Below are 13987 nucleotides of genomic sequence, written 5' to 3' on the forward strand. Positions count from 1 at the left end.
CCCATATGCGGCGGCGGCATGTCCGGCGCTGCGAGGGCCGTGCCGCCCATCAAAGCCGTCAGAGCGAAAAGAGCAGAAATCTTCGGAGCTTGCTTGAACCGCACCGGGTTCTCCTTGTGTCACGTCTCAAAAAAATACGCCGCGGCGTATCGTTCCGGTTGCGTATAGGAAAGCGAAACGCCCATGGCCGCAAGTCTCCCATTGCAGCAAACCGTGTCATAACGCACAAACGGATTCATGGACTCAGCACTCTCCCCCGCCGATCACGCGCTCTCTGTTGCGATCGAGGAAACCGGCCTCTCGCCCTCCCCCAAGGAAGAGCCGCGCCTGCTCAAACTGATCGCACGAAGCCTCGTGCCGGGGACGAACACCATCCTCGCCTCTGAATATGAGCGCCTGATATGCGATGTGCGCCGCAAGGACTGGGCAGCACAGCTGATGAACCTCACCCGCCGCGCGGGTGAACTCTGGATCAGCAAGGCTGACATGCTCGATGCGGTGAGTCGCGTACACGACCCCCGGGCCACGCCAGAGCTGCTCCGTGCCACGCTGGCAGACACGCTGGCCGCACGTTTTCGCGATATGGGGCATACGCCGCGCGACGTGCTTGAAGCGGTGCAGGCCGATCTGACCGATGCGGGCACCTTCCTCTCGGGCGGACAGATCGATCGGCTGGCGCAGATCATCGCCTCGGCTTTCGGGGTGGAGGATACCGGCTTCGAGGCCGAACTGATCGCGAGCGAAAAGGCGCGACGCGAAGAGGAAGAGCGGATCGAGGCGCGTGCCGAGGCCCGGCGCAAGCGGGAAAACGAGCGCCTCAAGGCATGGGAAGAAAGCCTCGTCGGGTTCGATCAGGTGCCCGCTATCCTGCATTGCACCCCGCGTGAGGCGCTGCGCTGGATTGCCGAAAACCGCCTTCCCGTCACACGCCGTACCCCGCAGCCCGACGGCACCGAAAAATTCGAGTTCGATCCCGAAATCCTCAAGCGCCTGCGTTCGCAGCTGGCGGAATGGCGCGGAGGCCAGAAAGGCACGCCAGCGCTTGCCGGACGCAAGGTCGGCAATGCTGTCATCGCCCGTGTGGCCGCGCTCGATCGCTATGTCGCGCATTTTCGCACGGCACGCTCGCTCAAGCGCCGTATCACGCTGGTGACCGGCCCGACCAATTCAGGCAAATCCTACACCGCGCTCAATGCGCTGGCCAATGCCGAGAGCGGCCTCGCCCTCGCCCCCCTGCGCCTTCTGGCCCATGAGTTTCGCGAGTCCCTGTTGTCCCGCGGGGTTCCGGCCTCGCTCGCCACGGGTGAGGAACGCATCGATTTCCCCGGCGCCCGCCATCTGGCCGCGACGGTCGAGATGTGCCCCTTTCACAACCCGGTCGATGTCGCGCTGATCGATGAAGCGCAAATGCTGATGGACCCCGATCGCGGCGCGGCCTGGACGGCTGCCATCATGGGTGTACCGGCGCGTCATCTGTATATTCTGGGCGCCCCCGATTGCATCCCCCTCATCAGGCGTATTGCCGAGCTTTGCGATGACCCGCTGGATGAAATCAGCCTTGAGCGCAAATCGCCACTCCGCGCCGCCAGCGCACCCTTGCGCCTGCGCGATCTGGAGGCGGGCGATGCGCTTATTGCCTTCTCACGACGCGAGGTGCTGGATCTGCGCGCCGAGCTTCTGACGCTCGGCAAGCGTGTGGCCGTAGTCTATGGCGCGCTCAGCCCTGAGGTGCGCCGTGCCGAAGCCGCGCGATTCAATAATGGCGAGGCCGAAATCCTTGTCGCAACCGATGCCATTGGCATGGGGCTCAACCTGTCCATCAAGCGCGTGGTGTTCAGTGCGCTGCGCAAATATGACGGCAAGCAGACGCGAGACCTCACCGCGCAGGAAATCAAGCAGATTGGCGGTCGCGCCGGGCGCTACGGCCATCATGAAAACGGCGTCGTCGCCGTGCTGGGTGAAGCTGGCACACCGGCCCATATCCGCAAGATGCTGGCCGCACCGCCCGAGCCCATCACGGAACTGCGCCCCCTCGTGCAGCCGGATGCCGATATCGTGCGCGCGGTGGCTGAGGAAATCGAGACCGACAGCCTTTACGGTGTGCTGGTGCGCATCAAGCGCGCCGTGTTGCGCGCCGACGACCCGAATTACCGTCTGGCCGATATGGATCAGGCCTTCGAGATTGCCTCAGCCCTGGAAGGTGTGGAGGGGCTGTCCCTCACCCAGCGCTGGGTCTACGCCATGTGCCCCATCGATGAGCGCGATAATGGCATTTCGCGGCTGGTCGGCTGGGCCAGCGATCATGCAGCGGGTCGGCGGGTGCCGCCGCCCGGCACTGGGCGTCTGGTCCAGCCTTCACAGGCCGGGCGCGAGGAACTCGAACGCGCCGAGAAACGGCATAAGCGCCTTGTGGCGTGGCGCTGGCTCTCGCTGCGCTTTGCCGATGCCTACACCGACAAGCAGGCCGCCGAGGACAACACGACGGCGCTGAATGAATGGATCGAGGCGGTGCTTCGCCAGCAAAGCCGCGAGCGCGAACACCAGAAACGCGCCATACCCGGCAGGCGCGGCGGCGGGAAAGGATTTGGTGACCGGTCCGGCGGAGGCTATTCCGGCCCCGGCCGCCCCCCGTCATCCAGAAGCGATGCGCGTCGTGACGGCGCCGGGCGCGATGGCGGCAGAAGCGAATCGGGTGAGCGCTCCCCCGGCGGATCGCCCTCCGGCAGGCGATTCAAGGGAGCGGGCGGCCCACGCAAGGGCGGCAAGGGTGGTCGCGGCCGCGGCTGACACGCCGCAATCGCTTTCTACCCCGCGTCGTCTCGCTGCGCCCCGGCAGGGTGGCAAAGCATGCCCGGAAGAGGGGCGTGGTAGGATGGCTGCGTAAGATCGCGTGTGCGCGTCCCCTTCCTGTCGCTGGTGCCTGCATCGCTGCCGAGCTGGCGTCAGCACCATGCGAAACGGTTGGGCGGGCGCTGTAATGGGCCGGATTTGACGATTCGCCCAGCCTCGCTATGAGCAAGAAAATTCAGTCAAAACAAAGACTTATCCAGATCATCGTCTCGGTTCCTGGCGCGACACATGAATTTTTTCGCGTGGTCGACGCAAAAAGTTCTTCCATTTTTCACAAAAACCGCGCTAGCGTTTCTTTGCGGCAACCGAGGTTGCTTCAAGTAATTCTCCGGAAGTTACTCCGGTTGATTGAAGTAAAATTCGGCCAACGCAAAATAGTGCGCATCGTGCGCCATGTGAAGAAGGAATACAGATATGTCGTCTGGTTTTTCCGTAAGCACATTTTCGTCGAAAACTATGACCTCGATCAGGGTTTTCTCTGCTGATGCCAAATATAAAGGGGTTGGCCCACCGTAAAGGTGCGCCTCGGCCCTACGCCACCTTGCTTTGACAGGTCTTGCGCAGGGCCACCCGTTCTACTCTCCTCAGATACTTTCTGCTTTCCAGTTTCGCTTCTTTGTCGACCTTCCGATACCGGGATTGAGACAGTTACAAGGGTCCAGATCCCGGTAATGGGCAAACAGGGCGTCATCGCCCTCATAGAGATGACCGAGATTATGTTCCGCAGGATAGCGGGCCCCTCTCTGGTCCAGCAGCCTGAGCATTTCATGCTCGGTCGCTTCCGCCGACTCCCCCGGCTTTAGAACGTAATCCTGATGCATCACGTGGCAGAGAAAATGCCCGTAATAGAGCTTCTCCAAAATCCGGGCATCAAGTGCTGCGGGCAAGGTTTCGGACCACTTCCTGTCGTTGCGTCGCAGCGCAACATCAAGGGCAACAATCTCCCCCACCTCATGATCATGCACCGCGCGATAACGCAGCGCCGCACCGGCTGCCGCAAACCGATGCAGAAAGGCACGCTTGCCCTCATCGGGCGTGCAGGCAAACCAGTCTGTTCCCTCTGTCGCGAACGTATCGCGCAAATGCGCCTCGACCCTGGGGGCCAGATCTGCCGAAACGCGCAGCATGAGATGGTGCTCGAATCGCGCCTCGAAGGCGAGCATACGCCCAGGAATCTGCTGGGGTAACACACGCCCCAGCTTCTGCATGACCTTGTCGGTCAGGTGCGCAGGCAGCCATTTCCATTGACCAAGCCAGTCATCCAGCCAGGCCTTGGCCGCAAAGAGACGCGGAATGTTTTTGGTGCCCGCGTAGCGTATGAGAGCCACCGTGTCGCGCCCATAGGCCTCGGCGATACGAAAGGCATTGCGGTGCATGTATTCACCGGCGATCGGCAGCGTGTCATAGGCCGTCAGTAGATGGCGGCGCAGATCCTCCAGCTTATCGGTGCAGTTCGTGCCTATATAGAAAACGCGGGAATCGACCTCGGCCGGAAAGCTGTCAACGCGCACGGCAAAGACGATCAGCTTGCCTGCGCAGCCAGATGCCTCGAACAGACGGCGCTCATCCTGGTTGAACCGCGCAGGTGTCTGGGCCTCAACATCGCGCACATGCGCGACATAGCCGTCATCATGCCCTCTCCGGCCGGTCCATTCGATCTCGTCACGTGTGAACGCGCCACTTTCCAGACGGGCCAGCGCCTTGATGGGGTCAGCATCCAGCTTCACGCCCAAATGATTGACGAGCTCGAGTCGCCCCTCTGCCGTGACGCGACCATACAGGGCCATCTCGGTATAAGCCGGGCCGCGCTGCACCAGCGCGCCCCCTGAGTTATTGCTGATCCCCCCCAGCACCGAGGCCCCGATGCAGGATGAGCCAATAACCGAATGGGGCTCACGCCCATAACGTGCGAGGGTGGTTTCAAGCTTGTGCAGGGTTGTGCCGGGCAGGCAGATCACCTGTCGGCCACCATCGAGCAGATGCATGCCGCGCAGACGACGGGTGTTGATCAGGATGACGGGGCGATCATACGCGTCGCCGTCTGGTGTCGAGCCCCCGGTCAGCCCGGTATTGGCCGCCTGCACGATCATGATCTGGTCAGCCGCCACGCAAAGCTCGGCCACACGCCAGAATTCCACCAGCGTCCGTGGCCGGATGACCGCCCTCACCTTGCCCGATCCGAACCGGAACCCTTTGGTATAGGGCGCTGTCGCATGGGGCGCGACAAGCACATGCGGCGTGCCGACGATCTGACGCAACAGCACAAGAAGCCTGTCGGCATGAAGGGTCGGTTCGGTCAGACGCATGAGGGTCTTCCTTCTCGCAATGTCAGTCACGACGCCCTTTTTACGGGCGTGTCAGGCAGGCGCTCACCCGCACGGCCTCGATGCGACCTTATCCGACAGACTGGCTTTGCCGTGCCATCGGATGCGCGTCCCATCGAGGGTCATCATCAGCCGATGCGGGTCATCCCGCCCATATAGGGGTGCAGCACCTCGGGGATCTCGATCGCCCCATCGGCCGTCTGGCCGTTTTCCATGACGGCAATCAGCGTGCGCCCCACTGCCAGACCAGACCCGTTGAGGGTGTTTACAAAAGCCGGACCGTTCTCGGTGCGGTAGCGCGCATTCATGCGGCGTGCCTGAAAATCGCGTGTGTTCGAGCATGAAGAGATTTCGCGCCAGGCCTTCTGGCCAGGCAACCAGCCTTCGAGATCGAACGTCTTGGCAGCACCGAACCCGGTATCTCCGGCGCAGAGCAGCATACGACGATAGGGGATATTCAGCCGCTCCAGAATGGTTTCTGCACAGCGCGTCATGCGCTCATGTTCATCCGCGCTGGCCTCAGGCGTCGTAACGGACACCAGCTCGACCTTGCTGAACTGGTGCTGGCGCAACATGCCACGCACGTCACGCCCGGCCGACCCGGCCTCGGAACGGAAACAGCTTGAAAGCGCCGTCATACGCAATGGCAGCGCCTTCGCCTCGAGGATTTCACCTGCGACGCTGGCCGTGAGAGGCACCTCTGCGGTCGGGATCAGCCAGCGGCCATCCGTGGTCTGGAAGGAATCTTCGGCGAATTTGGGCAGCTTGTCGGTGCCATACATGGCCGCATCATTGACCAGAAGCGGCACGATGGTCTCGCTATAGCCAAATTCCTGCGTGTGGGTATCGAGCATGAACTGCCCAAGCGCACGCTCCAGCCGCGCCAGCGCCCCGCGCAGCACCGTGAAACGGGCCCCTGAAAGCTTGGCGGCTGTCGGGAAATCCATCAGCCCCAGCTGTTCGCCAAGTTCGAAATGCTGCTTGGGTTCGAAGTCGAAAACAGGCACCTCACCCCATTGGTGAACAACCTGATTGGCCTCCTCGTCGCGCCCTTCCGGCACGGTTTCATCGAGACGGTTGGGCAGACCGGCCAGCGTGGCGCTGATCTCGCTCTCGATTGTCGAGGCGCTGGCTTCGAGCGCCGCGATATGATCGCGCAGTTCGACAGCCTTCTGCTCAAGGGTGCTGGTATCCTGCCCGGCTTTCTTGCCCTGACCGATTTCCCTGGCCAGAACCTTGCGCTGTGCCTGCTGCTCCTGGAGGACCTGAAGGGCCGCACGACGCTCCTCATCGCGTCGCACCAGATCACCGGCGACAGGCGACAGGCCGCGACGGGCTAGAGCCGCATCAAAACCAGCCGGGTCGGCGCGAAGGGCGCGCAAGTCATGCATGTCAATAAAGTCCTGTCAGGTTTCAGTCGATCGTCGCAGGGCGCGGCTCAACGAGACGTGCCGTAAAGATCGAGATTTCATACAGAAAGATCAACGGCACGGCGAGGCCCACCTGGGTAATCACATCGGGCGGGGCCAGTATGGCGGCAATGACCGTTGCACCGACAATGGCATAGCGGCGGAATTTCTTCAGGCCTTTGGAGGTCACGATGCCCACACGTGCCAGCAGCGTCAGCACGACGGGCAGTTCGAAAGCCGCACCGAAAGCCAGGATCAGCTTCATGACCAGAGAGAGATAATCCGAGACCCTCGCCTGCAATTCGATATGCAGCCCCTGCGAGCCTGCCGGGGCCGTCTGGAACGACAGGAAGAAGCGCCATGCTATGGGGAAGATGAAGTAATACGCCATGGTCGCGCCAAGCAGGAACATCAGCGGCGTGGCAATCAGGAAGGGCGCAAAGGCCCGCTTCTCGTTGCGATACAGGCCCGGCGCAATAAAGATCCAGGCCTGCATAGCGATGATCGGAAATGACAGGAACACGGCGCCGAACACCGCTACGCGCACATAGGTAAAAAAGGCTTCTGACAGCGCCGTGTAGATCAGATGCGGCTGCTCGCCCTGCTGGCGCATGATCCTCGCCAGAGGCTCGGCAAGAAACAGATAGATCTGCTCCGAGAAATGATAGCAGAGCAGGAAGGCGACGATAAACGCGACCAGAGACCAGATAAGCCGCCTGCGCAGCTCGATCAGGTGATCGAGAAGCGGCATGGCCTTGTCATCGAGGGAGTCGTTATTCGTCATGGCGCTGTCGGACATTCAGGCAGGATCACCCCCGGCGCAGGGGCCGGGGCCGTTGAGACCGCTGGGGTCATGGCAGGATAGGGCGCTTGGGCAAGATCGGGGGTCGCGGCAGCGGGATGATCGCTCATCGCGTCGTCAGGCTTTGACGATGCAGGAGGCACCGGCGCAGGCGCAGGCGCAGCAGGTGGCGGATCGAGCGCGATACGACGCCCGTTATGGATGACTCGCAGGGGCGGAATGACGGCCGGGGCATGCCACAGCGTCTCTTCATGCCGGAGGCGACGCGCCGTTGCCGGGGGCAGGATCGTCGGACCAGAGGCCTCGGCCGGCCTGGCTGAGCTGTGGGCCTCGGCCTCACCGGCCCCGTAGGCATGGGTATTGGCCGTCTCTGTCACACCAGGCCCCGTGACCGGGATCGCGTTGTCCGTTCCGTGGGCCGGAGAGGAAAGCGACGGAGGCGGCGTGAAATCCAGGCTCTTGCTGATCGTCTTGTCAGAGTCGATCGTGCGCGCAATACGGTCTCGGAAGTCGAAGCGCTTCAGGTCGCGCAGATGGTCGCGTGCTTCCCCCAGATCGGCCTCGCGGATCATCTCATCCACATGGCCCTGAAACTCGGACGCCATGCGGCGCACCGCCTTGATACCCCGACTGACGGCGCGAATGGCGGTCGGCATGTCCTTGGGGCCGACGAAAACCAGCGCCACGACAACGATCAGCGCAATTTCCGACCAGCTAAAATCGAACATCTTCCCCACTCATCTCAGAAACCCGGCTCCGGTCTTGCACGACGCCCGGCCTAGCCCGCGCCCTTCTGGGTCACGATACGATCATTACGCCCCGAAGCATCGGGATCGAGCAGCAATTCCTCACGCCGCGGCAGAGCCCCGAGATCACTTAGCCCGAAACTGCTCAGAAAATGCGTCGAGGTCCCCCATAATATGGGGCGACCCGGTACTTCCTTGCGCCCTTTGGGCCTGATCAGTCCATCCTCGATCAGGGTATCAAGCACGGTCTGGCTCAGCGAGACGCCGCGTATGCCTTCGATATCGGCACGGGTGCAGGGCTGATGATAGGCGATGATCGCCAATGTTTCCATCGCGGAACGGCTCAGCCGGCGCGATTTCTCCACCACCCGTGTCAGTGCCGGAGCGATTTCCGGACGGGTCCGGAACTGCCAGCCTCTGGCGACCGACACCAGCTCCACCGCGTGATCCTCATATCTTGCCACGACGCAGGCCAGAACCGGCCCCAGGAGCGACTCATCGGCCCCCTGCGAGACCACGAACTGCTTCAGCGCCGTTTCGGTAACGGGCTCGGCACTGGCAAAAATCAGTCCCTCAACCAGACGGGAGAGCGCGTTCACGGCCTCGAACCCGCGGTCGCGATGCGTTGCTGCCTGATGCGCGTCGGGGACCGCATCCGGATGAGTGATGGAACCTGCCGTCGGAGCGGCGACCGACACATCTTCGGCCTGTTCCACTGCATCCGCAGGGGAAATCGGCCCGCCGGGCATGGAAAGTTCTGACATCAGCTTTCTGTCACTTCCTGAAAGTCACCCTGAGGGGCCCGAAGCATGATCTCGGCAAAAACGCTATCCTGCCGCAATTCCACCGTTCCGCTCTTGGCCATTTCGAGCCCTGCCACTAGGGCGCTGGCCATGGCGGCAGCCCTTGCCCGTGGCGATGCAGCGGATTGCGCTGGCAAAAGCGAGGTCAGTTTCTGCCAGCCTGCGACTTCGCTCGCATTCAAAAGACGATGCAGGGCTGATACGGCTTCGGTCACGGTCCAGTAGCGCGGGCGTGGTGGCGCGTAGATACGTTTGAGCCCACGACGGCGGGTCATAGCCAGATAGGCGCTGATCAGCCCCATCAGATCCACCCGCAGCCCTGAACGATCGATACGCGTCATATCCTCGCCATAGCCACGGGCAAAGACATGTTCGCCCAGTCTGGGACGGTCATCGAGCCATACGGCCAGCGCCCTGATGGATTCCAGCTCCTGCAATCGGCCCTGAAGCAAACCGGCGGCATCCTCCGCCTCGGTATCGGGCTCATTCTCGATGGGCAGCAACAGCCGTGATTTGAGCCATGTCAGCCAAGCTGCCATGACCAGCCAGTCTGCGGCCAGTTCGAGCCTGATCTGCCGCGCGCCCTCAACGAAAGCCAGATATTGCTCAACCAGTTGCAATATCGAAATCTGCGCCAGATCGACCTTCTGGGCACGGGCAAGATCGAGCAACAGGTCGAGCGGCCCCTCAAATCCGGTCAGGGAGAGATGCGGCGCCGATTCTAGATCTGCGCCACCCGGTACCATGGCCGACGAAAAGGCGTTGCTCCCCTCCCCCATACCGATCAGAAAACAGCCGGTGTGCAGGCAATCGAGCGTGCATGCAGGCGCACGCAGAACGACTTTGCGGCCTGGGTAGTATCAAACCCGCCTACGCGCAGACGATAGAACACATGGCCATTGATCGTCTTTTGCTCGATCATCGGCGTGCGGTCGCTCAGCAGATCACTGGCCTGCTTCGAAAGCTTGCTCCACGTCGCCTTGGCGTCGGCTTCGCTGCCAAGGGCTGCAAGCTGGACCATATGCCCGCCCGTTGCCGTATTGGCGGCAGCGGTCTTGCTGGCAGAGTCAGTGGTTGCGGAAGACGATGCAGCGGGAGGGACCGATGCTGCCTTGGCCGGTTTCTCGGACGGTGCGCGCTCCGGCACAGCTTTCTCAGGCGCAGCTTTTTCGGGTATCGCCTTTTCAGGAGCCGAACTTTCCGATGCCGTCGGTGCGGCAGACCCGCCCTGATCGGCTTCACCCTGTGCTCCGGCACCTTCCGGCAGCTTCTGAACGGACGTGTCGGGCAGGCCACCAGAGGCGCTCTGCCCCGAAGCCCCGGCACTATCAGCCCCCGTATCCTGCCCTGCTCCCACGCTTGCTGATCCAGCAGGCGCCGTTGCTCCGGCAGGAGGCGTCTCGGGGGCCGTACGCGCCGCCAGCGCCTCGGGGCGTGGCTGCTCTGGCTCAGGGGCCAGATGGGCCTCACCCTTGCCTGTCACGTCAAGGTCGGTGCCATCACCCATGATCTGCATCCCGCCCGGATCGGCCGGGCGGTCGCGCACAGGACCGGGAGGCGGCCCAATGACGGGAATACCCCCTGAATGGCCGCCCAGCAGCGACCAGCCACCCACGCCAACGACAAGCAGCGCACCCAGACCCGCAGCCCCGTAAACGAGACGACGTGTCATGATGTCAGAGCCCAGTAACGACGCCAGACCACCCCCTGCCCCGGCGCTGCGGCGCCTGAAAACAGGTTCGTCATCGTAATCGGCGCTCAGGCGCTCACGCGGAGAGGAATTCTGCGACGATGCGCCACGAGAAGAGCCCGTCGCACCGTCATACCCGGCACCACCCGTAGCGTCCGAAGGATAGGAAGGCGGACGCGTATCGGTAAAGCGCGGGTCATTGGCGCGCCGGTCCGGGCCACGGCCTGCTTCCTGGCGGGGGCGGTCATAGCCCCCGTCGCCACCCGGCTGATCGTCGCGCCAGTCTGGCGTGTCGTCGTTCATCGCATCTCCTCAACCGGCTCGACACCGAGAATGGCCAGGCCACAGCGCAACACGCTGGCAACCGACGCCACGAGAGCGAGCTTGGCCAGACTCGCCGGGCGGTCCTGCTCATGCAGGAAGCGCAGCGTCGTATCCTCACGGCCCTTGTTCCACAAGGCATGGAAATCGGCGGCAAGCTCACCGCAATAGTAGGCGATGCGATGCGGCTCACGCGTCTGGGCAGCCCCCTCGACCACACGCGGGAAGGTCGAGAGACGACGCAGCACGGCAAGCTCCACATCGGCATTGAGGCGCGACAGATCGGCACCGAGCAGGGAGGCATCGCTCGTGCTGTCGGCACCGAACATGGTTTCGGCACTGCGCATGACAGAGCGGCAGCGGGCATGGGCGTACTGAACATAGAAAACCGGGTTGTCGCGCGTCTGGGCCACGACCGCATCAAGGTCGAAATCCATCTGCGCATCGGCCTTGCGGGTCAGCATGGTAAAGCGCACGGCGTCGCGCCCCACCTCGTCCAGCAGGTCGCGCAGGGTCACGAAGGTACCGGCACGCTTGGACATGCGCACGGGTTCGCCGCTCTTCATGATGCGCACGATCTGGCACATCACGACCTCGAACTCGGTCTTGCCATCGGTCAGTGCGCTGACAGCAGCCCGCATACGCGAGACATAGCCGCCATGATCGGCGCCCAGTACGTCGATCAGCACATCGGCTGCTTCGGCCTTTTTGGCGTGATAGCCGATATCATTGGCAAAATAGGTGTTGCTGCCATCGGATTTGCGCAGGGCACGATCCACATCGTCACCAAACTGGGTGGAGCGGAACAGCGTCTGGGGGCGAGGCTCCCAGTCTTCCGGCGTCTTGCCCTTGGGGGGCTCAAGCACACCCTCATAAAGCAGCCCCTTGGCGTCCAGCGCGTTAATCGCCTCATCCACGCGACCGCTCGCAAGCGTCTCGGCTTCCGAGGCGAAAACCTCGTGATGAATACCCAGAGCTGCAAGATCGGTGCGGATTTCTTCCATCATCGCCTTGAGCGTGGCGGCACGCACGATCTCGAACCATACGGAAGGCTCGGCGGCCTGCCCGGCCTCGTTCGCCAGCGCCTTGACATGCGCAGCCGCAAGAGCCTCACCGATGGGGATAAGGTAGTCGCCCTGATATTGCAGACCGGTTGGTGTCAGCGCGGCAAAAGCCTCGGTATCGACCTGCGTGCCAATGGCCTGAAGGTAGCGCCAATATGCCGCCCAGGTCAGCGCAATGACCTGCGCCCCGGCATCGTTGATGTAATATTCCTTGGTAACGTCATGCCCGGTCTTGCCCAGCAGATTGGCGAGGGCATCGCCCACCACGGCGCCACGGCAATGGCCCACATGCATCGGGCCCGTCGGGTTGGCCGAAACATATTCCACGTTCACGCGCTTGCCCGCCCCCAGACGCGACTCACCAAAACGCGGCCCGGCCTCGATCACGCTGCGCGCCACCGATTGCAGCACGTCAGGGCTGAGCGTGATATTCACAAAGCCCGGTCCGGCAGCTTCTGCCTTGGCGACACCCGGCAGCGCCACAAGCAACGGCACCAGATCGGCTGCGATATCGGCAGGACGACGACGGGCGAATTTCGAGGCCAGCAGGGCGGCATTGGTTGCCATGTCACCATGAGACGGGTCGCGCGTCGGCGTTACCTCGACACGGGCCGCAATCTCGTCAGGCAGATCGGCCACCACCGAACGCAATGCCTCACGCACCTGGTTCTGGTAACGGGCGAAAAGGCAGTCTGTGGTGAGCGTTGGTGTATCGGACATAAAGAGCCTTGCGTTCCTGACGTGTATTCTGCTGCCTGTATCAACCCAGCATCGAGAGTTCCGTCAACCGTCGATGTTCATCCATCGCAAATCGATCGGTCATTCCTGCGATGTAATCGGCCACAACACGTCTGCGCCCGTTCTCATCGCCCTGCTGTGCCTTCTCGCGCCAGCCATCGGGCAACAGGCTTGGGTCTTCTGCCAATATCCCGAAAATCTCGCCCAGCGCCAAGCGGGCCTTGCGGGTCATGCGCTTCACCTTCCAGTGACGATACATACGCGCATAGAGAAACTTGCGGATTTCCTTGTTCTCCAGCGCCACCTGCTCGCTGAAGGCAACCACGGGCCCTGGGGCCTGGCGGATGTCGTCTGACGATTCCGGCCGAAGCGCCTCGATATTGGCCCTTGTCTGCATTGTGAGATCGGTCACCAGCACATTGATGACCTGCCTTATGGTCTCATGGCGTATCCGGCGTTCGCGATCATAGCGCTCGGTCGCCCTTGCGCCACTCATCGCCCGCTCAAGCGCTGGCCCCACGATCGGCAGACCTGCGATATCCTCAAAGCGAAGCAGCCCTGCGCGCAACCCGTCATCAAGGTCGTGGCCATGATAGGCAATATCATCGGCCAGCGCCGCCACCTGAGCCTCGGCAGAGGCATAGCTGGCGAAATCGAGGTGATGCTGGGCGTCGTATTCTAGCAGATAGGGCGTCGGGCGTTTGACCGGGCCATTATGCTTGGCCAGCCCCTCGAGCGTCTCCCAGGTGAGGTTGAGGCCGTCAAAGGCGTGATAGCGCCCCTCAAGCAGGGTCACGAGACGCAGGGACTGGGTGTTATGATCGAAGCCGCCATGATCCTGCATGCAGGCTTTCAGCGCATCCTCCCCCGCATGGCCAAAAGGCGTATGACCAAGATCATGCGCCAGAGCGAGTGCCTCGGTCAGATCCTCATCCAGACGAAGCTGGCGGGCAATGGAGCGGGCAATCTGCGCCACCTCAAGCGAATGGGTCAGGCGTGTGCGAAAGAAATCACCCTCATGATTGATAAAAACCTGCGTCTTGTATTGCAGCGTGCGAAACCCTGCGGAATGAATGACGCGATCGCGGTCACGCTGCCAGGGCGAGCGCGTGGGCGCATCCTCCTCGGGATGCAGGCGGCCTCGCGCTGTCTCGCGGCGCACGGCATAGGGGGCGACATCCTGACTGATCATCCACACTCTCCACTTTGCCCGCTTTAAGAGCATGGCCGAGCGCATTAT

10 protein-coding genes are annotated in these 13987 nt (G+C 62.4%); 1 reads left to right on the forward strand and 9 read right to left on the reverse strand.

Annotated features, from left to right (window positions below):
• The first annotated feature begins 237 nt into the window (after nucleotides 1-237).
• Nucleotides 238-2787, forward strand: a complete 2550-nt coding sequence (locus tag P792_RS28085; protein WP_023978646.1) for a helicase-related protein — start codon at nucleotides 238-240, stop codon at nucleotides 2785-2787.
• 647 nt (nucleotides 2788-3434) lie between these two features.
• Here P792_RS28085 and dld read toward each other — a convergent pair.
• The 9 genes from dld to P792_RS28125 form a co-directional block, all read right to left on the reverse strand.
• Nucleotides 3435-5156: a D-lactate dehydrogenase gene (gene dld, locus P792_RS28095; RefSeq protein WP_023978648.1), complete on the reverse strand. Its 1722-nt coding sequence runs from the start codon at nucleotides 5154-5156 to the stop codon at nucleotides 3435-3437.
• Nucleotides 5157-5302: 146 nt separating this feature from the next.
• Complete coding sequence (serS, locus tag P792_RS28100; protein ID WP_023978649.1) at nucleotides 5303-6565, reverse strand: serine--tRNA ligase; 1263 nt, start codon at nucleotides 6563-6565, stop codon at nucleotides 5303-5305.
• A 22-nt stretch (nucleotides 6566-6587) separates the two neighbouring features.
• Complete coding sequence (gene tatC / locus P792_RS28105) at nucleotides 6588-7382, reverse strand: twin-arginine translocase subunit TatC (protein ID WP_023978650.1); 795 nt, start codon at nucleotides 7380-7382, stop codon at nucleotides 6588-6590.
• Nucleotides 7364-8113: a Sec-independent protein translocase protein TatB gene (tatB, locus tag P792_RS0119015; RefSeq protein WP_023978651.1), complete on the reverse strand. Its 750-nt coding sequence runs from the start codon at nucleotides 8111-8113 to the stop codon at nucleotides 7364-7366. Before tatB ends, tatC begins: the two co-directional genes overlap by 19 nt.
• Nucleotides 8114-8163: 50 nt before the next feature.
• A complete protein-coding gene (gene scpB, locus P792_RS0119020; RefSeq protein WP_023978652.1) occupies nucleotides 8164-8895 on the reverse strand; it encodes an SMC-Scp complex subunit ScpB in 732 nt (243 codons plus the stop codon).
• Nucleotides 8895-9680: a ScpA family protein gene (locus P792_RS28110; protein WP_051395875.1), complete on the reverse strand. Its 786-nt coding sequence runs from the start codon at nucleotides 9678-9680 to the stop codon at nucleotides 8895-8897. Before P792_RS28110 ends, scpB begins: the two co-directional genes overlap by 1 nt.
• Before the next feature lie 38 nt (nucleotides 9681-9718).
• The gene (locus P792_RS28115; RefSeq protein WP_023978654.1) at nucleotides 9719-10927 is read right to left on the reverse strand and encodes an SPOR domain-containing protein; all 1209 of its coding nucleotides are present in this window, start codon (nucleotides 10925-10927) and stop codon (nucleotides 9719-9721) included.
• Nucleotides 10924-12729, reverse strand: coding sequence for an arginine--tRNA ligase (gene argS / locus P792_RS28120; protein ID WP_023978655.1), 1806 nt, complete (start codon nucleotides 12727-12729; stop codon nucleotides 10924-10926). The genes P792_RS28115 and argS overlap by 4 nt, the downstream gene beginning before the upstream one ends.
• Before the next feature lie 40 nt (nucleotides 12730-12769).
• Entirely contained in the window at nucleotides 12770-13939 is a 1170-nt protein-coding gene (locus tag P792_RS28125; protein ID WP_031240767.1) for a deoxyguanosinetriphosphate triphosphohydrolase, read from the reverse strand.
• Nucleotides 13940-13987 lie beyond the last annotated feature (48 nt).

Origin of the sequence: Asaia sp. SF2.1 (genome assembly GCF_000505765.1) — a bacterium.
Classification (GTDB): Bacteria; Pseudomonadota; Alphaproteobacteria; order Acetobacterales; family Acetobacteraceae; genus Asaia; species Asaia bogorensis.

Coding starts and splice junctions, on each gene's coding strand:
- P792_RS28085 (WP_023978646.1), top strand. CDS start 238: ATGGACTCAGCACTCTCCCCCGCCGATCACGCGCTCTCTGTTGCGATC.
- serS (WP_023978649.1), bottom strand. CDS start 6,565: ATGCATGACTTGCGCGCCCTTCGCGCCGACCCGGCTGGTTTTGATGCG.
- tatC (WP_023978650.1), bottom strand. CDS start 7,382: ATGTCCGACAGCGCCATGACGAATAACGACTCCCTCGATGACAAGGCC.
- P792_RS28125 (WP_031240767.1), bottom strand. CDS start 13,939: ATGATCAGTCAGGATGTCGCCCCCTATGCCGTGCGCCGCGAGACAGCG.
- tatB (WP_023978651.1), bottom strand. CDS start 8,113: ATGTTCGATTTTAGCTGGTCGGAAATTGCGCTGATCGTTGTCGTGGCG.
- dld (WP_023978648.1), bottom strand. CDS start 5,156: ATGCGTCTGACCGAACCGACCCTTCATGCCGACAGGCTTCTTGTGCTG.
- scpB (WP_023978652.1), bottom strand. CDS start 8,895: ATGTCAGAACTTTCCATGCCCGGCGGGCCGATTTCCCCTGCGGATGCA.
- P792_RS28115 (WP_023978654.1), bottom strand. CDS start 10,927: ATGAACGACGACACGCCAGACTGGCGCGACGATCAGCCGGGTGGCGAC.
- argS (WP_023978655.1), bottom strand. CDS start 12,729: ATGTCCGATACACCAACGCTCACCACAGACTGCCTTTTCGCCCGTTAC.
- P792_RS28110 (WP_051395875.1), bottom strand. CDS start 9,680: ATGGTACCGGGTGGCGCAGATCTAGAATCGGCGCCGCATCTCTCCCTG.